The organism is Kocuria turfanensis (assembly GCF_001580365.1).
GTDB classification, from domain to species: Bacteria; Actinomycetota; Actinomycetes; order Actinomycetales; family Micrococcaceae; genus Kocuria; species Kocuria turfanensis.
Genome location: NZ_CP014480.1, coordinates 536519 through 557346 on the forward strand (window position 1 = coordinate 536519; position 20828 = coordinate 557346).

At 71.1% G+C, this 20828-nt stretch carries 17 protein-coding genes and 1 pseudogene; 8 read left to right on the plus strand and 10 right to left on the minus strand.

The window, feature by feature from the left end; all coding sequences use genetic code 11:
* The first annotated feature begins 123 nt into the window (after nucleotides 1-123).
* The 6 genes from ctaE to istB all read left to right on the plus strand — a co-directional run bounded on the left by ctaE (nucleotide 124) and on the right by istB (nucleotide 8347).
* Nucleotides 124-762 carry an aa3-type cytochrome oxidase subunit III gene (ctaE, locus tag AYX06_RS02480; protein WP_084271409.1) on the plus strand — a complete coding sequence of 213 codons (639 nt, stop codon included), beginning with the start codon at nucleotides 124-126 and terminating at the stop codon, nucleotides 760-762.
* 64 nt (nucleotides 763-826) lie between these two features.
* On the plus strand, nucleotides 827-1618 hold the full coding sequence (gene qcrC, locus AYX06_RS02485; RefSeq protein WP_062734150.1) for a cytochrome bc1 complex diheme cytochrome c subunit: 792 nt from the start codon (nucleotides 827-829) through the stop codon (nucleotides 1616-1618).
* Between the two features lie 75 nt (nucleotides 1619-1693).
* Entirely contained in the window at nucleotides 1694-2788 is a 1095-nt protein-coding gene (gene qcrA / locus AYX06_RS02490) for a cytochrome bc1 complex Rieske iron-sulfur subunit (RefSeq protein ID WP_062734152.1), read from the plus strand.
* Nucleotides 2788-4449 (plus strand): cytochrome bc1 complex cytochrome b subunit, encoded by a 1662-nt coding sequence (gene qcrB / locus AYX06_RS02495; protein WP_062734155.1) that lies wholly within the window; start codon nucleotides 2788-2790, stop codon nucleotides 4447-4449. Before qcrA ends, qcrB begins: the two co-directional genes overlap by 1 nt.
* A gap of 1520 nt (nucleotides 4450-5969) precedes the next feature.
* On the plus strand, nucleotides 5970-7568 hold the full coding sequence (gene istA, locus AYX06_RS02500; RefSeq protein WP_198161393.1) for an IS21 family transposase: 1599 nt from the start codon (nucleotides 5970-5972) through the stop codon (nucleotides 7566-7568).
* A complete protein-coding gene (gene istB / locus AYX06_RS02505) occupies nucleotides 7565-8347 on the plus strand; it encodes an IS21-like element helper ATPase IstB (protein WP_062733518.1) in 783 nt (260 codons plus the stop codon). The genes istA and istB overlap by 4 nt, the downstream gene beginning before the upstream one ends.
* Before the next feature lie 103 nt (nucleotides 8348-8450).
* Here istB and AYX06_RS02510 read toward each other — a convergent pair.
* The 6 genes and pseudogenes from AYX06_RS02510 to AYX06_RS02535 all read right to left on the minus strand — a co-directional run.
* Nucleotides 8451-8588 (minus strand): annotated as a pseudogene (locus AYX06_RS02510) (transcription initiation protein); the annotation flags it as partial.
* 584 nt (nucleotides 8589-9172) lie between these two features.
* Nucleotides 9173-9577 (minus strand): cytochrome c oxidase subunit 4, encoded by a 405-nt coding sequence (locus AYX06_RS02515; protein WP_062734157.1) that lies wholly within the window; start codon nucleotides 9575-9577, stop codon nucleotides 9173-9175.
* A 2-nt stretch (nucleotides 9578-9579) separates the two neighbouring features.
* The gene (gene ctaD, locus AYX06_RS02520) at nucleotides 9580-11292 is read right to left on the minus strand and encodes an aa3-type cytochrome oxidase subunit I (RefSeq protein WP_062734158.1); all 1713 of its coding nucleotides are present in this window, start codon (nucleotides 11290-11292) and stop codon (nucleotides 9580-9582) included.
* A gap of 9 nt (nucleotides 11293-11301) precedes the next feature.
* Entirely contained in the window at nucleotides 11302-12237 is a 936-nt protein-coding gene (ctaC, locus tag AYX06_RS02525) for an aa3-type cytochrome oxidase subunit II (RefSeq protein ID WP_232319376.1), read from the minus strand.
* Between the two features lie 252 nt (nucleotides 12238-12489).
* On the minus strand, nucleotides 12490-12861 hold the full coding sequence (locus AYX06_RS02530; protein WP_047802655.1) for a HesB/IscA family protein: 372 nt from the start codon (nucleotides 12859-12861) through the stop codon (nucleotides 12490-12492).
* A gap of 84 nt (nucleotides 12862-12945) precedes the next feature.
* Nucleotides 12946-14367, minus strand: a complete 1422-nt coding sequence (locus AYX06_RS02535) for a dipeptidase (protein ID WP_062734160.1) — start codon at nucleotides 14365-14367, stop codon at nucleotides 12946-12948.
* 107 nt (nucleotides 14368-14474) lie between these two features.
* On the opposite strand from AYX06_RS02535, the gene AYX06_RS02540 reads away from it, so the two are divergent.
* The gene (locus tag AYX06_RS02540; protein WP_062734162.1) at nucleotides 14475-15032 is read left to right on the plus strand and encodes a DUF3043 domain-containing protein; all 558 of its coding nucleotides are present in this window, start codon (nucleotides 14475-14477) and stop codon (nucleotides 15030-15032) included.
* A gap of 103 nt (nucleotides 15033-15135) precedes the next feature.
* Here AYX06_RS02540 and AYX06_RS02545 read toward each other — a convergent pair whose 3' ends face one another.
* Nucleotides 15136-16215, minus strand: a complete 1080-nt coding sequence (locus AYX06_RS02545; protein WP_062734163.1) for a quinone-dependent dihydroorotate dehydrogenase — start codon at nucleotides 16213-16215, stop codon at nucleotides 15136-15138.
* An 89-nt stretch (nucleotides 16216-16304) separates the two neighbouring features.
* Between AYX06_RS02545 and AYX06_RS02550 the strand changes: the two genes are divergently transcribed.
* Nucleotides 16305-17387 (plus strand): alpha/beta hydrolase, encoded by a 1083-nt coding sequence (locus AYX06_RS02550; protein WP_062734164.1) that lies wholly within the window; start codon nucleotides 16305-16307, stop codon nucleotides 17385-17387.
* On the opposite strand, the gene AYX06_RS02555 is transcribed toward AYX06_RS02550, so the two are convergent.
* The 3 genes from AYX06_RS02555 to leuA form a co-directional block, all read right to left on the minus strand.
* Nucleotides 17318-18112, minus strand: coding sequence for an isoprenyl transferase (locus tag AYX06_RS02555; protein ID WP_062734165.1), 795 nt, complete (start codon nucleotides 18110-18112; stop codon nucleotides 17318-17320). The two genes, AYX06_RS02550 and AYX06_RS02555, sit on opposite strands and share 70 nt — an antisense overlap.
* Nucleotides 18113-18114: 2 nt before the next feature.
* The gene (gene recO / locus AYX06_RS02560; RefSeq protein WP_062734168.1) at nucleotides 18115-18867 is read right to left on the minus strand and encodes a DNA repair protein RecO; all 753 of its coding nucleotides are present in this window, start codon (nucleotides 18865-18867) and stop codon (nucleotides 18115-18117) included.
* Nucleotides 18868-18973: 106 nt separating this feature from the next.
* Nucleotides 18974-20719, minus strand: a complete 1746-nt coding sequence (leuA, locus tag AYX06_RS02565) for a 2-isopropylmalate synthase (RefSeq protein ID WP_062734171.1) — start codon at nucleotides 20717-20719, stop codon at nucleotides 18974-18976.
* Nucleotides 20720-20828 lie beyond the last annotated feature (109 nt).

Consider the following 20828-nt stretch of genomic DNA (forward strand, 5'->3'; position numbering starts at 1 on the left):
CGGCGCCCGCGCGCCGCACACGGCCCCGAGCCTGGTCGCGCGGGGCGGCGAGGTGCCGGACACGCAAATCGCCCGACTCGATCCTGGTTGGTCCACCGGGAGTTTTGGCGACATAATGTCTCTGTGACGACTGCAACCCAGACCCCAGCCAAGCCGGTAGGCGGGTCGATCAACCGACCCAACCTGACCTCCGTGGGCACCATCGTGTGGCTCGCCTCCGAGGTCATGTTCTTCGCCGGCCTCTTCGCCATGTACTTCACGCTGCGCTCCACCTCCCCGGAGCTGTGGGCCGACGAGTCGGCCAAGCTGAACGTGTGGCTGGCCACCGCGAACACCATCATCCTGGTGTCGAGCTCGGTGACCTGCCAGTTCGGCGTCTTCGCGGCCGAGCGCCTCCAGCCCCGCCGTGCCGGCGGTGTCCTCGACCTGCGCCGGTGGGGCATGGTCGAGTGGTTCGCCCTGACCTTCATCATGGGGGCGATCTTCGTGGCGGTGCAGGCGTTCGAGTACGCCGAGCTCGTGGCCCACGGCATCAGCATCCCGGCCCACGCCTACGGCTCCGCCTTCTACATCACCACGGGCTTCCACGCCCTGCACGTGACGGGCGGGCTCATCGCCTTCCTGTTCATCATGGGCCGTGCCTTCGTGGCCAAGCGTTTCGGGCACTTCGAGGCCACCTCGGCGATCGTCGTGTCCTACTACTGGCACTTCGTGGACGTCGTCTGGATCGTCCTCTTCCTCGTGGTCTACTTCCTGAAGTAGCCCGCGCCCTCCCGGGGACGACCCCAGCAAACCAACGCAGCACCGAGTTAAAGGAACGTTTGACGTGAAGGCACTTTCGCAACAGCGGCGCCACCCTCTCGCAGTCCTCGTACTGATGGTCCTGGCCCTGCTCCTCAGCGGTGGGCTCTATGCAGTCGCCACCACCACCAACGAGGCCAAGGCGCAGACCGAGTCCTACTCGGCCCAGGACCTCGAGGAGGGCGAGAAGCTGTTCATCGCGAACTGCTCGACCTGTCACGGTCTCGACGGCGCGGGCACCCCCTCGGGGCCGTCCCTGGTCGGTGTCGGCGCCGCCGCGGTCGACTTCCAGGTGGGCACCGGGCGCATGCCCATGCAGGCCAACGGCCCGCAGGCCCCGCAGAAGGCCCCGCAGTTCAGCCCCGAGGAAACCGCTCAGATGGCCGGCTACGTCGCGACCCTGGGCCCCGGCCCGGCCGTGCCCGAGGAGGAGTACCTGGACGTCACCCAGGGCAACGCCGCCAACGGTGCGAAGGTGTTCCTCGCCAACTGCGCCATGTGCCACAACGCCGCCGGCGCCGGTGGCGCCCTGACCCGCGGCAAGTACGCCCCGTCCCTGATGGGCGTCGAAGAGGTGCACATCTACGAGGCCATGCAGACGGGTCCGCAGAACATGCCGGTGTTCAACGACGCGAACATCACCCCCGAGGAGAAGCGGGACGTCATCACGTACCTGAAGACCCTCGAGGAGAGCCCCAACCCGGGGGGCTTCGGTCTCGGCGCGCTCGGCCCGGTCTCCGAGGGCCTGTTCGTGTGGACCATCGGACTCGCGGTCATCATCGGGTTCACCATCTGGCTCACCTCGCGCTCCGCCTGAGCTGCCGCCCCGGCAGCACATGTCGGACCCACTAGCTACGATCAACTGCACCAAGAGAAGAATGAGGGACCACACATGGGAAGCCACAGTGACGGCACTCCCCACGAGTCGGGAACAGTTGCCACCACGGGCACCACGGCGATGGAGCGTTTCCCTGACCCCGGACTGCCCCCGCACCGCCCGCGCCTGACGGACGTCGACGACCGGGCGGCCAAGCGCGCCGAACGGCAGGTCGTCCTGCTGTTCCTGATCTCGATCATCGGATCCGTCCTGTTCTTCGTCGGCTACTTCGGCGTCCGGGTGGACGGCCCGATTTACGACGTCACGAACACGGCCCCCACCCAGGCGCTGCAGCTGCAGAACCTCCTGCTGGGCCTGGGCATCGCGCTCGGCATGTTCGGGATCGGCCTGGGGGTCGTGCACTGGGCGCGCACGCTCATGCCGGACCACGAGCTGGTCGAGAGCCGGCACGCGGTCCGCACCGAGGAGCAGCGCGCCGACGCGCAGAGCATCCTCACCACGATCTACGACGAGTCGGGCATCAAGCGCCGTCCGCTGCTGCGCAACACCCTCATCGGCGCGGCCGTCCTCGCTCCCCTGCCCTTCGTCGGGCTGCTCAAGGACCTGGGCCCCACCAACCTGGACGTCCTCAAGGAGACCCTGTGGGACGAGGGCATCCGCCTGGTCCGCGACCCCTCCGGGACGCCGATCAAGGCCTCGGACGTCACCCTGGGCTCCACGTTCCACGTCGTGCCGGAGAACCTGAGCACGATCGGGCACAACGAGGGCTACCTGGACGAGAAGGCCAAGGCCGTGGTCCTGCTCATGCGCCTGGACCCGGAGTCCGTCAACGTGTCTCCCGAGCGGGCCGACTGGAACGTCGACGGCATCTTCGCCTACTCGAAGGTCTGCACCCACGTCGGCTGCCCGGTGGCACTGTACGAGCAGCAGACCCACCACCTGCTGTGCCCGTGCCACCAGTCCACTTTCGACCTCACCAACGAGTGCGAGGTCATCTTCGGGCCGGCTGCCCGGCCCCTCCCCCAGCTGCCGATCACCGTGGACGACGAGGGCTACCTCGTGGCCCGCAGCGATTTCCAGGAACCGGTCGGACCGACCTACTCCCAGCGGGGTACCCATGTCGAAGAGATGCAGGGTGAGGCGAACTGATGTCCACGTCCACTGATTACGAGTACAAGCCGCAGACCGGCACCGGCCGGATCGCGAACTTCGTCGACACCCGGGTCGGCATGTCGCCGATCGTCAAGGAGTTCGGCCGGAAGATCTTCCCGGACCACTGGTCCTTCATGTTCGGCGAGGTGGCGCTGTACACCTTCGTCATCCTCCTGCTCTCGGGGACGTTCCTGGCGCTCTGGTTCGAGCCGTCCATGGCGGCGCTGGAGTACGAGGGCTCCTACGTGCCCATGCAGGGCGTCGAGATGTCGGCGGCCTACGCCTCCACCCTCGACATCTCCTTCGACATCCGCGGCGGGCTGTTCCTGCGCCAGATCCACCACTGGTCCGCGCTGGTGTTCGCCGCGGCCGTGGCCGTGCACATGCTCCGCGTGTTCTTCACCGGTGCGTTCCGCCGGCCCCGTGAGCTGAACTGGCTCGTCGGCGTCGGGCTGTTCCTGCTGACCATCGTGGCGGGCTTCTCCGGCTACTCCCTGCCGGACGACGTCCTCTCCGGCAACGGTCTGCGGATCGCCGACGCGATCCTCAAGGCCATCCCGCTGGTCGGTGCCTACCTGTCGATGTTCCTCTTCGGCGGCGAGTTCCCCGGCCACGACATCATCGCGCGTCTCTACATCATCCACGTGCTGCTGATCCCCGCGGCGATCCTCGGTCTGATCGTGGTCCACCTGTTCATGGTCGTCGTGCACAAGCACACCCAGTTCCCCGGCCCCGGCCGCACCGAGAACAACGTGGTCGGCTTCCCCGTGGGCCCGGTCTACGCGGCCAAGGCGGGCGGCTTCTTCTTCATCGTCTTCGGCATCATGGCGCTGATGGCGGCCACCACCACCATCAACGCGATCTGGAACTACGGGCCGTACGACCCCTCCCCGGTGCAGGCCGGTTCGCAGCCCGACTGGTACATGGGCTTCACCGACGGCGCCGTGCGCCTCATGCCCGGCACCTGGCCCTTCAACTGGGAGTGGACCTTCTGGGGCATGTCGATCCCGATGAACGTCCTGCTGCCCATGGTCCCGATCATGATCCTGTTCGCCCTCATGGCCGCCTGGCCGTGGATCGAGCGGTGGGTGACGAAGGACGACCGCGAGCACCACATCCTGGACCGCCCGCGCAACGCTCCCTTCCGCACCGCCATGGGCGTCGCCGGCGTGGCCTTCTACACCGTGATGCTCGTCGCGGCCAGTGGTGACCTCATCGCCACGCACTTCAACGTGTCGCTCAACGACGTCATCTACTGGCTGCGGGCCGCGTACTTCATCGCACCGATCCTGGGCTTCATCATCACCCGTCGCATCTGCCTGGCGCTGCAGCGCAAGGACCGCGAGATCGTGCTCCACGGCCGCGAGACCGGCCGCGTCCAGCAGCTGCCCCACGGTGAGTTCATCGAGGTGCACGAGCCGCTCGACGAGTACAAGCGCTACCGTCTGGTCTCCATGCCGGACTACAAGGTGCTGCCGGCCCAGCCGAACGGCAAGGGCAAGATCACGGGCGCCGAGAAGGTGCGCGAGCGGGTCAGCCGGTTCTTCTTCGAGGACCGCGTCGCCCCCGTCACCCCGGCCGAGCTCGAGGCTGCGCACCACCACCACGAGGCGGAGGCCGTGACGGCCGGTCCCCAGGACCGGGAGCTCGTCCGCTGAGCCGTTCGACCGCCTGACGGGGCCCCGGGAGGATGGTCCTCCCGGGGCCCCGTCGTCTTCGCACCGTGGTGCTGCCCCGCCACGCCGGCCCGGGGTCACGCCGACCGCGCAGCTGTTCCGCTTCCGCGCCGCCGACCCGTCCCGGCCGCCGACCCGACCCCGCCCCCGACCGCTCCCCGCCGTCCACCGGTTCCCTGCCCGCTCGTCGGGCTCTGCGGGCGCATCCCACAGTGGCCCGTACGGTGCCGCCGGACCGTTCCGCGACGGATCGAGCCGCGGACGGCCCGATTCCTGGCCCTCTGCGGCTCCTGGGCACGCCAGGAGCCGGACCGCCGGGCGGTGCCCGGCCGCCCGGGTCCTGCGCGGACCGCTGCCCATGCGACGGGCACCGTAGATCCCCGTTGCGGCGCCGGCGCGCAGACCGTGAACCTGGCCGAACTCACCGGCGGCACCGCCGTGGCCGGCGGCCGCGCGAGGCCTCCGAAGCACCCCGGGACGGGGTCGGTGCTGGACGTGCTCACGGTGTCGTCGGCGCGGGAGGACGACGTCCTGGGCCGGTGCGCTCCACCCGACGCCGTGTGGAGCGACGGGCCCGGCGCCCGACGGCCGCACGGTCCGCGCGCTTCCGCGGGGACGGCTCCTGGCCGTCCGACGCCGTGCCGTGGACGACGCGTGGCCGGGTCGAGATCGACATGGTCCCCCAGCATCCGGACTGCGACGGGCACGAGTCCGTCCTGGGCCGGCACGGGCCCCTGGTAGCTGGCCGCATCACGACCGACGGACGGTGCGCGCAAGGGCATGCCCCGGGCCGCCTGGGCACCACCCGACGGGCCCATGACACGCGCCGGTCCGACGGCACGGTCCACGTCCCCCGGTCCGCCGGGGACCGCCCGACGGGTCCATGGCACGCGCCGGGCCGATGGCGCGGGCTGGTCCGACGGCACGGGTCACGTCCATCGGGGCGACGGCCGACCATTGGGGCGGGCACCGCGGACAGCCAGGGGTCTGCCCGAGGTGAACCGCGCAGCCGTCGTCTCCTGCGGGCAGGGTCGATCAGCTCTCGGGATCGTCCTGGACCACGTGGACCTCCCGGAGGTAAACCGTGCAGGTGTTCCCCCTGCGGCCAAGGTCCGTCAACTGGCGGGATCGTCCCCGAACGCGCGGACCTCCTGCGCGCACCGGCACGCGACCGCTAGCTTCGCCGCCCACTCCAGTGCCGCGTCCCGGGAGGGAACCTACAGGACGGCATAGCCGCCGTCGAGCTGGCGCGTCTGCGGATAGGTGCCCGCGGTCACGGTTCCGCCACCGTCCACCAGGACCGGCGGAACGCTCTCGTCGATGCCTGCTAGCGGACATGCCAATCTCCCTGTAGGCGGACACGTATCTCCCTGCTGACGGACAGCTGATCTCCCTGTCCTGTGCCATGGGATGGGGCTCGTGTCGGTCCCTCCGCAGACGTCCCTCCGGGGGTTCGCTCGAGGTCTCTGACCACCTTGAGCCATCACCCGCCGGAGGGACGCATGAAGAAGTCTGACAGGGAGATCATGGAAATTCTCGAAGCCTATGACGCCACCGGTTCCGCGCACTCGGCCGCGGCTCTGGCCGGGGTGGATCCGAAGACGGTGCGCCGTTACGCCGCCGCCCGGGATGCGGGCCGGCCGGTGACCGGCCCGGGCCGCCGGCCCCGGATGATCGACGCTTACCTGCCGAAGATCGAGGAGTGGGTCGAGCGCAGCCAGGGCACGGTCCGCGCCGACGTCGTCCACGCCCGCCTGGTCGGTGTGGGGTTCCCGGGGACCGAGCGGACCACCCGCCGGGCGGTGGCGCAGGTGAAGGCTGCTTGGCGGGCCGGGCACCGGCGCACCTACCGGCCCTGGATCACCGAGCCGGGGCTGTGGTTGCAGTTCGACTGGGGCGAGGGCCCGAAGGTGCCCGGGGTGGACGGGACGCCGCGGCGCACCTGGTTGTTCTGCGCCTGGCTGGCGTGGTCGCGGTTCCGGGTGGTGATCCCGGTCTGGGACCAGACCCTCCCGACGCTGATCGGGTGCCTGGATGCGACTCTGGCCCGGATCGGCGGGGTGCCCACCTACGTGCTCACCGACAACCCCAGGACCGTCACCGTCGATCACGTGGCCGGGGCGCCGGTGCGCCACCCGCAGATCGTTCAAGCCGGCCGGCACTACGGCACCCAGGTGCACACCTGCGTGCCGTATGACCCGGAGTCCAAGGGCGGGTCGGAGTCCACGGTGCGCATCGCCAAGGCCGATCTGGTGCCCACTGACGCCAACCTGCGTGAGCACTACGCCTCCTTCGCCGCACTCGAGGCCGCCTGCACGGCGTTCTGCGCCAAGGTCAACGGGCGCACCCACCGGGAGACCGCCCGGGTTCCCGCCGAGGCGCTGGTCGAGGAGCAGCAACGCCTGCACGTGGCCCCGACCGCCCCGCACACCACCGCCCTGGGGGTGACCCGCACGGTGGGCACGGATCAGACCATCCGGTTCGGCTCGGTGCGCTACTCCACCCCGCCCGGGCTGGTCGGGGCCGAGGTGTGGGTGCGGGTCGCAGCCGAGGAGCTGGTGGTCGTCGCCGACCTCGACACCCTTCCGGTGGCCCCGGGGTGGGCGGCCGGGCGGGCTGGGCTCACCGAGGTCGCCCGCCACCGCCTCTCGACCCCGGGCAATCCACGGATCGACCTGGGCCACTACCCTGACCACCCGCAGGACCCCACCGGTGCGCCACGCCCGCCCCGGCCACGGCCCCGCAGCGCGGCGGAGAAGGACTTCCTGGCCCTGGGCGCCGGCGCGCAGGCCTGGCTGATCGAGGCCTCCGCCGCCGGAACGGTACGGATCCGGGCGAAGATGGCCGCCGCCGTTGAGCTCGCCGCCCTCATCGGGGACGGGCCCGTGGACGCAGCCCTCGGGGTAGCCGCGGCCGCCGGGCGCTTCGGCGAGGGTGATCTGACCGCGATCTGCGATCACCAGGCCACCGGGGCCACCGCCGCCGGACTCGTGGCCGCCGACGAGACCCACTCCGCCCAACCCGGCACCGCCTCCTGGGCCGACTTCGGCACCAGCACAACAACCAGCACAACCCCCACAACCAAGGAGACCGCTCAATGAACACGGCCACCGCCCCGGCAGCGCCGCCGTTGCCCGACGATCTCGCCGCAGTGCTCAAGCGGATGCGGATGCCCTACCTGCGCGCGGCCGCCCCCGAGGTGCTGGCCACCGCCCGCGCCCAGCGCTGGGACCCCACCGAGGTCCTCCGTGCGCTGCTGGCCGAAGAGGTGCGCGGGCGCGACGAGGCCACCCGCGCGGCCCGACGCAAGGCCGCGGGCCTGCCGGCCGGGAAGACCTTCGAGTCCTGGCGGTCAGGCGATTCTTCGATCCCGGCCCCGACACAGTCCGCCCTGGCCACCCTGGAATGGGTGGGCCGGGCGGAGAACCTCGCGATCTCGGGGCCTTCGGGCACGGGCAAGACCCACTTCCTCGAGGCCCTGGCCCATCAGGTCATCGACGCCGGGATGCGGGTCTCCTGGTTCACCCTCGAGTCGCTGACCGCCGCGATCGGCCGGGCCGGGGTGGACGGTTCGATCGGCAAGACCATCGCCCGGATCACCCGGGCCGAGCTCATCGTCGTGGACGACATCGGGATGCTGCCCTCGGGCCAGGCCGCCGCCGAGGCCTTCTACCGTCTCGTCGATGCGACCTATGAACGCCGCAGCCTCGCGGTGACCAGCAACATCCATCCGGCAGGGTTCGACACGATCATGCCCAAGACCCTGGCCACCGCAGCCGTGGACCGGCTTCTGCACCACGCCCACGTGATCATCACCGAGGGCACCTCGCTGCGGCTCACCGAGGCCACCGCCGGACGCGGGGTGGTCCCCTTGACCTGATACCGCCGGAGGGAGATTAACTGACCGCGGACAGGGAGATCAGCTGTCCGCAGACGGGGAGATCACCTGACCGCCCACAGGGAAGTCCCGCTGACCGTTGACAGATGCCGCCGCCGAACACCCACACCCCGGCGTCCTTGGCCTCCTGAACCACAGCGTGGGCCGCCTCCGCCACCGCCTGCAGCTCGTCGTCGGGAACCACCATGGCACCGCTCGGGAACGAGATCAGATACTTCGTCATCGCGTCGGCTCCTTCTGCGCGCTGCCGGGCACACTGCCATCCTCGCCGATCCAGGAGCCCCGTGCACGGGTACGACCCGGTGTTGCGGACCCCCGGGGTACGACGAGACGCGTCGCTGCCCGGTCGACGCTGACTCCGGATCGGGACGTACGCCCCGGGCTTCCCGGGACACGGCCGGTCTCGGGAAGCCACCGCCGGCGCACGCGGAGGACGCGCTCGAGTGCTCTGGACGGCCTCGGCATGTCGGGGCCGCGCTCGTTCCCCATGTGCCGCCGCCCAGGCTCTGAGAACGGCACTGGGGGCTGTGGGTGGGTTCTCGCGGACCCGGCGACCCCGTGCTCGTCGGCGACCGGGCGCACTCCGGTTGTGACCGGAACGGAGGAGCCGTCTAAGGGGGCGCCGGGACCGAGGACGGTCAGGGACGGGCACGGCAGGAACGGTCAGGGGCAGGAGCGGACAGGGCCAGGGCGGGCACCGCAGGACCGAGCAGCACGGGGAGCCGCAGGGCAGGACGTGAGGACGGCGGAGGCCCCGGACACCACAGGTGTCCGGGGCCTCCGCCGTATCCGTCTCAGCGGACCCGATCAGTGGGCGTGATCGCCGCGGGAGTACTCGAAGATCAGCCCGAGCAGGGCGACGACCACCACGGGCGCTGCCAGCATCAGCATCCACCAGTCGATGGCCAGGCTCAGGAACGCCAGGGCGCTGCCGATGCCCAGCAGCAGGGGCCACCAGCTCCACGGGGAGAAGTGCCCGTACTCGCCGGCGGACTCGACGATCTCGCCGTCGAGCTTGTCCTCGGGCAGGACACCGCCGGTGTTGCGGTCCACGAGCCAGAGGTAGACGGCCAGCATGAAGGACATGACGCCGACGGCCAGCAGGCCCGGGAAGCCGACGAGCTCGTCGAACTGGGTCAGGAAGCCGTACACGACCGCGGCCGCGAGGCTGAACACTCCGAGGAGGATGAACAGTTTGATGGAGAGTTTCATGCTCAGCCCTTCCGCGTGGCCATGGCGGCGTCGTCGACCGGGGACTGCTGCGGGGACTCCGCGGCCAGCTCCGGGTGGTGCAGGTCCAGCGCCGGGCGCTCGGAGCGGATCCGCGGCAGCGAGGTGAAGTTGTGCCGCGGGGGCGGGCAGGACGTCGCCCACTCCAGCGAACCGCCGAAGCCCCACGGGTCGTCCACCTCGACCTTCTTGCCGTGGCGGTGGGTGGTGTACACGTTCCAGAAGAACGGGATCATCGACACGCCCAGCAGCATGGCACCGGCGGTGGAGATCTGGTTCATCCAGGTGAAGTTGTCCTCGGGCAGGTAGTCCGCGTAGCGGCGCGGCATGCCGTCCACACCCAGCCAGTGCTGGATCAGGAAGGTCATGTGGAAGCCCAGGAACAGGGTCCAGAAGTGGATCTTGCCGATCCGCTCGTTGAGCATGTACCCGGTGAACTTCGGCCACCAGAAGTAGAAGCCGGCGAACATGCCGAACACCACGGTCCCGAAGATCACGTAGTGGAAGTGCGCCACCACGAAGTAGGAGTCGGAGACGTGGAAGTCCAGCGGCGGGGTCGCCAGGATCACGCCGGTCAGGCCGCCGAAGAGGAAGGTGAACATAAAGCCCAGCACCCACAGCATCGGGGTCTCGAAGGTGATCGAGCCCTGCCACATGGTGCCGATCCAGTTGAAGAACTTCACGCCGGTGGGCACCGCGATCATCATCGTCATGAAGGCGAAGAAGGACAGCATGACCGCGCCGGTGACGTACATGTGGTGGGCCCACACCGTCACGGACAGGGACGCGATGGCGATGGTCGCGAAGACCAGGCCCTTGTAGCCGAAGAGCGGCTTGCGGGAGAACACGGGGATGATCTCGGAGATGATGCCGAAGAACGGCAGCGCCAGCACGTAGACCTCGGGGTGGCCGAAGAACCAGAACAGGTGCTGCCACAGCACCGCTCCCCCGTTGGCCGGGTCGAAGATGTGCCCGCCCAGGGTGCGGTCCATGCCCAGGGCGAAGAGGGCGGCCGCCAGCGGCGGGAAGACCATGATGATCAGCAGCGACGTGATCAGCGCGTTCCAGGTGAACAGGCCCATCCGCCACACGGTCATGCCGGGGGCGCGCATCGCGATGATCGTGGTGATGAAGTTGACCGCGCCCATGATGGTGCCGAAGCCTGACAGCGCCAGGCCGAAGACCCACAGGTCACCGCCCAGGCCGGGCGAGAACGAGGAGTTGGACAGCGGGGTGTAGGCGAACCAGCCGAAGGAGGCCGCGCCCTGCGGGGTGATGAACCCGGCGGTGGCGATCAGCGAGCCGAACAGGAAGAACCAGAACGCGATCGCATTCAGCCGCGGGAAGGCCACGTCCGGGGCGCCGATCTGCAGCGGCACGATGACGTTGGCGAAGCCGGCGAACAGCGGCGTGCCGAACATCAGCAGCATGAGCGTGCCGTGCATGGTGAACAGCTGGTTGTACTGCTCCTTGGTCTCCAGGATCTGCATGCCCGGCTGGAACAGCTCGGCGCGGATCAGGAGCGCCATCACGCCGGCGATGCAGAAGAAGGCGAAGGAGGAGATCAGGTACATGTACCCGATCGTCTTGTGGTCGGTGGACGTGATCCAGTTGACGACCATCCGGCCCTTGGACCGGGGCACCACGCGCGGAGCGACTGTGGCTGCCTCGTCCCGTGAATACTCGAGAGTGGACACCGGTACTCCTTAGTTGTTCGTAGACAGGTCGGCGGCGGGCTGGTCGACGTCCGGGAACTCACCGGCGGAGCCGGGCTCGTTCACGAACTCCTCACCCGGGTCCGGGTAGGAGTCACGGTTGTACTCCTCGCCCAGCGCACCGGTCTGTCCCTTCTCGCGCAGGGACTGGATGTGTGCGTCGTACTCGGCCTGGCTGACCACGTTGACGTTGAACAGCATCTCGGAGTGGTACTCCCCGCAGAACTCGGCGCACTTGCCGTAGTAGGAGCCCTCCTGGCCCGTGGTGATGCTGATGGTGTTGGTGCGACCGGGGAACATGTCCGCCTTCTCGAGGAACGCGGGGACCCAGAAGGAGTGGATGACGTCGCGGGAGGTGACCTGCAGCTCGATGTCGCTGTCCACGGGCAGGTAGAGGGTGGGCACCCGCTCGGGCACGCCCTCCTCGCCGTCCAGGTGACCCTGGATGCCGGTGTCCCAGACGTCGTCGGTGAGGTAGTTGAAGTCCCAGGCCCACTGCTTGCCGTACACCTGGACGGTGACGTCCGGGTTGTCGTGCGGGGTGGTGATCGCGGACTGCGTGCGCACCGTGAAGAAGAAGAGGGACATGATCAGCGCGATCGGCACGATCGTGTAGAAGACCTCGAGCGGCGCGTGGTAGGCCACCTGCCGCGGGTAGCCGGTCTCGTTCTTGCGGCGGCGGTAGGCGATCATGCACCAGAGCATGAGGCCCCAGGTCACCAGGCCCACGGCCAGGGCCGCGATCCACGACCCGATCCACAGGTCCAGGATCATGTCGGCGTTGTCGGTGACGCCCCGCTCGGTGGGCATCCAGCCGAGCTTCGCCTCCTCGGAGCAACCGGTCAGCGCGGTTGCTGCCAGGACGGCGACCGCGGACGTCCTTGCCGCGCGGCGCCGGCGGCTGCCGGTTCGTGTGTGCGAACTCACAGACGGCCCTTCCTCTTCTTCTCGTGCTCGTCGTCTGCGCGCCGAAGGCCCCGGTTCCCAGAGCCTGGACACAGTCATGTGGAATGTTTCCCTCCGAGCTTACCCCTAGTCGCTGACATCTGGTGACACAGTGTCAGCGTCCGCGCGGCGCTCCGGGGCGCGGCGCGGACCCGTTTCCGGGGGCGGTCCCGCAACGCACGGAGGCCCGCCGTCCGGGCGGACGGCGGGCCTCACGAGAGGGTGCGGGGCGGCTCAGTGGAAGGAGTCGCCGCAGGCGCAGGAACCCCCCGCGTTCGGGTTGTCGATCGAGAACCCCTGCTTGGAGATCGTGTCCTCGAAGTCGACGGTCGAGCCCTCGAGGTAGGGCACGCTCATCTTGTCCACGACGACCTCGACGCCGCCGAAGTCCCGCACGGAGTCCCCGTCCAGGATGCGCTCGTCGAAGTACAGCTGGTAGATGAGGCCCGAGCAGCCGCCGGGCTGCACCGCCACGCGCAGCCGCAGGTCCGTGCGGCCCTCCTGCTCGAGCAGGGCGCGGACCTTCTGGGACGCGACCTCGGTCAGCACGACGCCGTGGGTGGGCAGGCCGTCCACTGCGGCGCCGTTCTCGGTCGTGACGCTCATGATGCTCACTTTCTGTGGAGGATCGCCGCACGGGTTCGGGCCGGCGGCGGGTCTGTCACGGGCACAACGGACGGGCGCCCGGGTTCATTCCCGGGACTGCTGCCCGGAACGGGCGGCGTCGTCGAGGCCCAGCAGCATGAGGGTCTCCGCGACCACCGCGCGCTCGAAGTCCGCCAGGTGCAGGGACTCGTTGGCGCTGTGCGCCCGCGAGTCCGGGTCCTCGACGCCCGTGATGAGGATGTCCGCCCCAGGATAGACCTCCAGCAGGTCCGCGGTGAAGGGGATGGACCCGCCGATCCCCGTCTCCACGGCGGGACGGCCCCACGCCTCCCCCAGCGCCCACTGCGCGACCCGGGCCGCCTCGGAGCCCATGTCGGTCCGGAAGGACTGCCCCGTCTCCTCCAGCTCGAAGCGCACGTGCGCGCCGAAGGGCGCGTGGGACTCGACGTGCCGCCGCAGCGCCTCGGCCGCCTCGACGGGGTCCTGCCCGGGCGCGGTCCGGAGGCTGATCTTGGCGCGGGCGGAGGGCGCGATCGTGTTGGAGGCGACGTCGACGGGCGTCACGTCCATCCCCGTGACCGACAGCGCGGGCTGCGTCCACAGCCGCGAGGCGATGGAGCCGCGCCCGGCGAGCCGGACGCCGTCGCGGACCGCGGCGTCGGCGCGGAAGCGCTGCTCGTCGTAGACGAGGTCGGTGCTGTCCTCCGCGTGCAGTCCGGCCACGGCCACGGCGCCGTCGTCGTCGTGGAAGGTGGCGATCAGCCGGGACAGCAGCGTGGGGGCGTCCAGGACCGGCCCGCCGTACATCCCGGAGTGCACGGCGTGCTCCAGCACGGAGACCTCCACGATCGCCCCGACCATGCCGCGCAGGCTCGTGGTCAGCGCCGGCACGCCGACCTCCCAGTTGGCGGAGTCGGCGATCACGATGACGTCGGCGGCCAGCCGGTCCCGGTAGGCCTCCAGGAAGTCCCGGAAGGACGGGGACCCCGCCTCCTCCTCGCCCTCCACGAAGACCGTCACCCCGAGCCCGAGGTCCTCGCCGCGCTGGTCCGTCGCGGCGCGCAGAGCCGCCACGTGGGCCATGATCCCGGCCTTGTCGTCGGCGGCGCCCCGGCCGTACAGCCGGCCGTCGCGCTCCTCGGCGACGAAGGGCTCGGACTCCCACAGCTCCCGCCGGCCCGGCGGCTGCACGTCGTGGTGGGCGTAGAGCAGCACCGTCGGGTATCCGGGGGCGGGCCGGCGGCGGGCCATGACGGCCGGGTGGCCCGGACCGTCCCCGAGGGGCACGCGGAGGATCTCCACCTCGTCGAGCCCGGTGCCGGCCAGCACGGCGGCGACGGCCTCGGCGCTGCGCTCGAGCTGGGTGGCGTCGAAGGACTCCCAGGCGATGCCGGGAACCGCCACCAGCTCGGTCAGCTGGGCCACGGTTCTCGGCATGTCCGCGTGCACGGCCGCGCGCACGGCGTCGAGGGGAACGGGGACGGTGGGCGTGTACGGCGCGTTCATGGTGGCCAGCCTACGTGCGGGTCCCGGCGGTCGGACGCAGGTGCGTCGGCTATCCTTGACGGGTGTTTGGACGCAAGAAGGACGCAGACCGTGCGGGTTCCACCTCGGTGACCGCTGAACCGCCCCGGGCCCAGCCGGCCGCCCCGCGGCAGACCCCGGGCAAGGGCCGGCCGACGCCGAGCCGGCGGGAGCAGGAGGCCGCCCGCCGCCGCCCCCTGGTGCCCGAGGACCGCAAGGCCGCCAAGGCCCAGTCCCGGGAGAGCGCCCGCGAGCAGCGGATGCGGGCCCAGGCGGGGATGGCGGCCGGGGACGAGCGCTACCTCGGCCCGCGGGACAAGGGCCCGCAGCGGCGCTTCGCCCGGGACTGGGTGGACTCCCGGATCAACGTGGGCGAGTACCTGATGGTCGTCGCCCTGGTGGCCCTGGTCGTGCTGTTCTTCCCGATCCAGGACGTGGCGACCTACGGGGTCTACGTCATCTGGGCGCTCATGATCTTCGGCATCGCCGACGCCGTCCTGTCCACGGGCCGGATGAAGAAGGCCATGCAGGCCAAGTTCGGGACCGTGGAGCCGGGCGTGCGCTGGTACGCCGCGATGCGCGGGTTCACCATGCGCCGGCTGCGCCTGCCCAAGCCGCAGGTCGCCCGCGGCCAGCGTCCTTCCTGACCCGGCCGCCGGGCCGCACGCCTTCCGCTCCGCCCCCGGGCCCACGGCCCGGGGGCGGAGCCGTTCCCGGGCCCACGGCCCGGGGGCGGAGCCGTTCCCGGGCTCAGCCGCGGCGACGTGCCAGGCGCGCGAGCCCCTGGTTGATGCTCCGGGCCCAGAACGGCCCCTCGTAGAGGAACCCGGTGTAGCCCTGGACGAGGGTGGCGCCGGCGGCCAGGCGTTCCTGGACGTCCTCGGCGGTGGTCACCCCGCCCAAGGAGACGAGCACGAGCCGGTCCCCCACGCGTTCGCGCAGCAGGCGCAGCACCTTGAGGGAGCGTCGCCGCAGCGGGGCCCCGGAGAGCCCGCCGGCCCCGCAGGCCTCGACCTCCGCGGGGTCGGAGACGAGTCCCTCGCGGGAGATCGTGGTGTTGGTGGCCACGATGCCGTCGAGCCCGAGGTCCAGTGCCAGGTCGGCCACGGCCCGGACGTCCTCGTCGGAGAGGTCCGGGGCGATCTTGACCAGCAGCGGCACGTGCCGGTCGGCGGCCTCGTCGGCGGCGGCCCCCACGGCGGAGAGCAGCGGACGCAGGCTCTCGATCTCCTGGAGCTGGCGCAGCCCCGGGGTGTTGGGCGAGGACACGTTGACCACCAGGTAGTCGGCCAGGGGCGCGAGCGTGCGGGTGCTCTGCAGGTAGTCGTCCACCGCGTCCTCGAACGGGACCACCTTCGTCTTGCCGATGTTCACGCCCAGCACGGGCCGGGCGCGGCCGCGGTGGTCGGTCTCGAGCTCGCGCCGGGCCCGGGCCAGCCGCGGGGCCACCGCCTCGGCGCCGTCGTTGTTGAAGCCCATCCGGTTCACCACGGCGCGGTCCCGCACGAGGCGGAAGAGCCGGGGGCGGGGGTTGCCGGGCTGCGCCTGGGCGGTCACGGTGCCGATCTCGACGTGGCCGAAGCCGAGGTCGGTCAGGGCGCCGATCCCCTCGGCCCCCTTGTCGAAACCGGCCGCGAGGCCGAAGGGCGAGGGGAAGCGCAGGCCGAGCGCCTCGACCTCGAGGGCGGGATCGGCGCGGGTGTACACCCGCAGGGCCGTGCTCAGCCGCACGGCGCGGGCCGCCCGGACACCGGCGAAGCCCACTCGGTGGGCCTTCTCGGCGTCCATCCGGGAGAACACGGCCTGGAAGAACATAGGGTAGAAGCGCATGGGCCCAGTCTTCCACAGGGGCCCCCACCGCCCGGGCGGTCCCGCGAGCACCACGGGCGGGCCGACGACCACCCGCGGGAGGTGACCGGTTGAGCGCTCCCCCCGACCCGTGGGTCCCCGACGTGCTGGGGCCGGGCTTCCGTGCCCGCACCGTGGAGCTGGGGCCGGGCTCGGCGCCGCACTCCACCGCCACGGTGGTGTGCCACCGCCCCGACGACCGCCCGGCCGCCGGCCGGGCCCCGCGCGACGCCGTGCTGTACCTGCACGGGTGGTCCGACTACTTCTTCAACGCCGAGCTCGCCCGGACGTGCGCCGCGGCCGGGTACGGCTTCTACGCCCTGGACCTGCACGGCTACGGCCGCAACCTCACCGACACGGTGCTGGCCGAGGGCGCCGCCAGCCCCGGGCACGCCACCGACCTCGCCGACTACGACGACGACATCGCCGCCGCCCTGGCCCTGATGGCCGAGGACGGGCTGCCCGCGCCGGGCGGCCGGCTCGTGCTGATGGGTCACTCCACCGGCGGCCTGACCGCGGCCCTGTGGGCGGCCCGCCACCCGGGCCGGCTGGCGGGCCTGGCCCTCAACGCCCCGTGGCTGGGCAGCCACGGCTCCGACGCGGTGGGCGCCGCCCTCCGCCCGGCCCTGGGCCGGCTCGCCCGGCGGCGCCCGGACCGGGCTGTGCGGGCCCGTCTGCGCAGCCACTACTACCGGGTGATCAGCGAGCAGGCCGAGGGCGAGTGGCCGATCGATCCGCGGTGGCGGCCCGAGACCAGCTTCGACATCACCCCGGGGTGGCTCAACGCTGTCCTTCGAGCTCAACGTGAGGTCTCGCGCGGACTGGACCTTCAGGTTCCGGTGCTGGTCCAGGTCTCGGCGCGGTCGCACATCCGGCCGTGGTGGTCGGAGCGGATGCGCTCGGCCGACACGGTGCTGGACGTCCGGCAGATCCGCCGGCACGCCCCGGACCTGGGCCCGGACGTGACCGTGCGCTCCTACGACGGCGCGGTGCACGATGTCCACCTCTCCCGTGAGCCCGTGCGGCGGGCGGCCCAGCAGGACCTCGTGGCGTGGTTGCGCGCCCTCGGCCGGCCCGGGCAGGCTCAGGCGGAGGCGCCGGGACCCGCCACCCGGTCCACGGCGCCGCCGTACCGGCGGTCACGGCGGGCGTAGACCTCCACCGCCTCCCACAGGGTGCGGCGGTCGACGTCCGGCCACAGGACGTCCTGGAAGACGAGTTCGGCGTAGGCGGACTGCCACAGCAGGAAGTTGGAGATCCGCTGCTCCCCGGAGGAGCGCAGGAACAGGTCCACGTCCGGGAGGTCGGGCTCGTCGAGGTAGCGCTGCACCGTGGCCTCGTCGATGCTGCGCGGGTTGAGCAGGCCCGCCTTCGCGTCGGCGGCGATGGCCGCCGCGGCGTCGGCGATCTCGGCGCGCCCACCGTAGTTGACGCACATGGTCAGGGTCACCACGTCGTTGTCGCGCGTGGCCCGTTCCGCCTCCTCGAGACGGTTGATCACGGCCCGCCACAGGCGGGGCTTGCGGCCGGCCCAGCGGATCCGGACGCCCCACTCCTGGAAGGTGGGCAGCTGGCGCTCCATGACGTCGGCGGTGTAGTTCATCAGGAACGTGACCTCGTCGAGGGACCGCTTCCAGTTCTCGGTGGAGAAGGCGTAGGCGCTCACGTAGGGAATGCCCAGCTCGATGGCCCCGGCCATCACCTCGATGAGCGCGGCCTCCCCCGCCTTGTGGCCCTCGTTGCGCGGCAGACCGCGCTGGTTCGCCCAGCGGCCGTTGCCGTCCATCACCACGGCCACGTGCCGGGGCACGAACGGGGACGGGATGGGCGGGGCGGTCGCGCCGCTGGGGTGCGGGGGCGGGGCGGCAAAGCCGGGCATGGTCAGCTCCGTTCCACGAGGTGCAGGGACCGGACGGCCCTCTCCAGGTGCCACTGTACGTAGGACGCCACGATTCCCGCCGCGGCCCGGGCCGTGCGCGGGTCCGCGGCCGCGATGCGCTCCCAGTCGCCCGTGAGCAGCGCGGACAGGTGGGCGACCGTGGCGGGGTCCGGGGCGGCGGCCCCGGGCGGGCGGCACGCCGGGCAGACCGCGCCGCCGAGCGGCGCCGAGAACGCCTCGTGCGGGCCGGGAGCCCCGCAGCGGGCGCAGTCCGTGAAGCTCGGCGCCCACCCGGCGGTGGACACGGCCCGCAGGAGGTAGGAGTCCAGGACCGCGCCCGGCTCGTGCAGCCCGCGGGCCAGGGCGGACAGCGCGCCGACCAGCAGCCGGTACTGCTGGGCCGCGGACTCGTCGTCGTTCTCGGTGAACCTCTCCGCGGCCTCGGCCATGGCGGCGGCCGCGGTGTACTTGGCGTAGTCGGCGGCGATGACCGACCCGTAGCCGCGCTTGCCCAGGGCCTGGGAGACGATCTCCAGGTTCCGGCCGGTGACCAGCTGCAGCTCGGCCACGTTGAACGGCTCCAACCGGGAGCCGAAGCGGGAGGTCGTGCGGCGCACGCCCTTGGCCACCGCCCGCACCTGGCCGTGGTCACGGGTCAGCAGCACCACGATCCGGTCCGCCTCGCCCAGCTTGTAGGTGCGCAGCACCACGGCGTCGTCCCGGTAGGTGCGCGATGCGAAGGTCGTCCTGGCCACCCGGTCATTCTCCCACGCCCGGCGGACAGCACAGCCGGGCGGCCCGCACGGCGACGGCGGGCCTCCCCCGCAGGGACGGCCCGCCGTGCCGGCGCGGGAGCGGGGCTCAGCCCTGGGCGTCCCGGATCGCGCGGTTCACCGCGGAGACGACCGCCTTGAGGGAGGCCCGGGTGGTGTTCGCGTCGATCCCCACGCCCCACAGGACCCGGTCGCCCACGGCCGCCTCGACGTAGCTGGCGGCCTGCGCGTCGCCGCCGGCCGACATGGCGTGCTCGCTGTAGTCGAGCACGCGCACGTCCACGCCCTCCGCGGCGAAGACGGCGAGCAGGGCCTCGATGGGGCCGTTGCCCTGCCCGGTGCAGTGGTGCTGGGCCCCCTCGACGTCCAGGCCGATCTCGAGGGTGGTCTCCCCGTCCTCCTCGGAGGTCGTGGTGATGTTCGTGATCCGGTAGCGGCCCCAGCGGCCGTCGCCGGACTCGTGGGCGGTGGGCAGGTACTCGTCCTCGAACGCCTTCCACAGCTGGGCCCCGGAGACCTCCCCGCCGCTGGTGTCCGTGTGCTCCTGAACCACCCGGGAGAACTCGATCTGCGCCCGGCGGGGCAGGTCCAGGCCGTGCTCGTTCTTGAGCAGGTAGGCCACGCCGCCCTTGCCGGACTGCGAGTTCACCCGGATCACGGCCTCGTAGGACCGGCCGAGGTCCTTCGGGTCGATCGGCAGGTAGGGCACCGCCCACACGAGCTCGTCCACGGAGCGGTCCTGCTCCTGGGCGTCCCGGGCCATCCGGTCGAAGCCCTTCTTGATGGCGTCCTGGTGGGAGCCGGAGAAGGCCGTGAAGACCAGGTCCCCGCCGTACGGGGAGCGCTCGTGGACGGGCAGCTGGTTGCAGTACTCCACGGTGCGCCGGATGTCGTCGATGTCGGAGAAGTCGATCTGCGGGTCCACGCCCTGGGTCAGCAGGTTCAGGCCCAGGGTCACGAGGTCGACGTTGCCCGTGCGCTCGCCGTTGCCGAACAGGCAGCCCTCGATCCGGTCGGCGCCGGCCAGGTAGCCGAGCTCGGCGGCGGCCACCCCGGTGCCGCGGTCGTTGTGCGGGTGCAGGGAGACCACGGTGGCGTCCCGGTTGTAGAGGTTGCGGCACATCCACTCGATGGAGTCCGCGTAGACGTTGGGGGTGGCCATCTCGACGGTCGCGGGCAGGTTGAGGATCATCTCCCGCTCCCCGCCGATCTCGAACGTCTCCGCCACCGCGTTGGAGATGCGCGCGGCGAACTCCAGCTCCGTGCCGGTGTAGGACTCCGGGGAGTACTCGTACGTCACGGCGGTGTTCTTCAGCTGCTCCTCGTACTTCATGCACAGCCGCGCCCCCGTGAGGGCGATGTCGACGATCCCGTCCATGTCCTGCTCGAACACCACGCGCCGCTGCAGCGTGGAGGTCGCGTTGTAGAGGTGGACGATGGCCTGGTCGGCGCCGTCGATCGCCTCGTAGGTGCGCTCGATCAGGTGCTCGCGGGACTGGGTGAGGACCTGGATGGAGACGTCGTCCGGGATCCGGTCCTCCTCGATGAGCCGGCGCACGAAGTCGAAGTCGGTCTGGGAGGCGGACGGGAAGCCCACCTCGATCTCCTTGTACCCCATCCGCACCAGCAGCTCGAACATCCTGAGCTTGCGGTCGGAGTTCATGGGGTCGATGAGCGCCTGGTTGCCGTCGCGCAGGTCCACGGCGCACCAGCGCGGCGCCTCCGTGATCGCCCGGTCCGGCCAGGTGCGGTCGGACATGTCGAAGGGGAACTGCTGCTGGTACGGCACGTACTTGTGGATCGGCATGCCGGAGGGCTGCTGGCGGTTGCGCATGGGGTGGGCCTGTTCTGCTCGAGAAGTCTGCGGGTGGCCGGGCATCAGGAACTCCGCAACGGGAGGCCGGCCATTCGACGACGGGTCAGGCCCCGTTGCGGCACGTAAG